We start from the raw sequence: 1,559 nt of genomic DNA on the forward strand, positions 1-1,559 counted from the left end.
TTGATAATCATATAGCCGGCCTCGCGCCGTTCCGGTAGGACGGCTGGCGTAGAGTCAGGGTTGCGACACCGACGTGACGCACAGGAGGCCGGCATGAAAAAGTTTAGCGGAATCGACCTGCACTCGAACAACAGTGTGGTCGTGGTGAGCGATGAGGTGGACCACATCGTCTATCAGCGGCGGTTGCCCAACGACGCGTTGCAGATCCGCGCCGCACTGGCGCCGCATCGCGAAGAACTGGAAGGTGTGGTCATCGAGGCGACGTACAACTGGTACTGGTTGGTCGATGCACTGCTTGCGGATGGATACCATGTTCATCTCGCCAACCCGGCAGCGATCAGGCAGTACGAGGGGCTGAAATACAGTGGTGATTTCACCGATGCGGCCCATCTCGCACAATTGCTGCGTCTGGGGCTGCTTCCCGAAGGCTACATCTACCCCGCGGACGGACGGCAGGTACGCGACCTCGCACGCAAACGGATGCAGCTCGTGCAGTGCCGTACCGCCCAGATTCTCGCGATCGGCAACCTGTTCGCGCGGCATACTGGTTCGCAGATGCACGGGCCGCAGGTCAAGCGCCTCGATGGCGCGCAGGTGAGCCGATTCGGTTTTGCGCCCGACGTAACGCTCGCGATCCGGGTCAACCTGGCGGTCCTGGGAACGCTTCAGCGGCAGATCGAGATCATCGAAAAGCGACTCATGCAGCAGGTGAAACTGAATCCGGATTACGCGCTGCTGAACACGGTGCCCGGCATTGGTCCGGTGCTGGCGACCACTATCATGCTGGAAACTGGCACCATCTCGCGATTTGCCACCGTTGGCCACTTCAGTTCTTACTGTCGCAGCGTGGGCAGCAGGCGCGAAAGCAACAGCAGGAAGAAGGGCGAAGGCAACACGAAGAACGGGAACCGCTATCTGGCATGGGCGTTTGTCGAAGCGGCCAATTTCGCGATCCGTACTTGTCCGCAAGCCAGGCGCTTTTACGAACGCAAGAAGCGAATGCGCAACGGCATCGTTGCGATCAAGGCACTAGCGCACAAGCTGGCTCGCGCCTGCTATCACATGCTTCGGGAGCACAAACCATTTGAGACAGTTCGCTGTTTTGGCTAGCAGGTGATGCAAGGGGAACGAACCCGGTAACTTGACTGGTGCACAGCCATGGCTTTGATTGGGTCTTCCCTTTGCTTCCCCTCACCGACTGTCTGCAAGCAATCGGGTCGCCCGGGCGGGGAGCCACGTTTGACTGGCGTTGCACACGCAACAGCCACGGCTTTGCCCAACCCCTTGGACCTCGTCCGGCACCAACGTTTCTCCGGGGCGGCCATGGCCGCCAGGGCACACGTGACTTACCTCACGGCATGCTTGATCCAGATGGGTGTCTGGTGCGATCCGTTTCGCAACCAGCTTTGAGAAACCGGATGCGATATTGATCATGCAGACAGCAGACGCACCACAAGCGTCCTTGCGATTGCCATGTCGATGAAAAACATATCGACATGGCAATCGCAAGGGGGAAGAGATTTGTACCTTGACTCCGGCCGACTAATGGGTGTCAAGTT

1 protein-coding gene is annotated in these 1,559 nt (G+C 58.9%); it reads left to right on the top strand.

Features of this window, described 5'->3' with window-relative positions; all coding sequences use genetic code 11:
- The first annotated feature begins 93 nt into the window (after positions 1-93).
- Complete coding sequence (locus BGI01S_RS28795; RefSeq protein WP_042329820.1) at positions 94-1,110, top strand: IS110 family RNA-guided transposase; 1,017 nt, start codon at positions 94-96, stop codon at positions 1,108-1,110.
- Positions 1,111-1,559 lie beyond the last annotated feature (449 nt).

This window comes from Paraburkholderia ginsengisoli NBRC 100965, from assembly GCF_000739735.1.
GTDB classification, from domain to species: domain Bacteria; phylum Pseudomonadota; class Gammaproteobacteria; order Burkholderiales; family Burkholderiaceae; genus Paraburkholderia; species Paraburkholderia ginsengisoli.

Coding starts and splice junctions, on each gene's coding strand:
- BGI01S_RS28795 (WP_042329820.1), top strand. CDS start 94: ATGAAAAAGTTTAGCGGAATCGACCTGCACTCGAACAACAGTGTGGTC.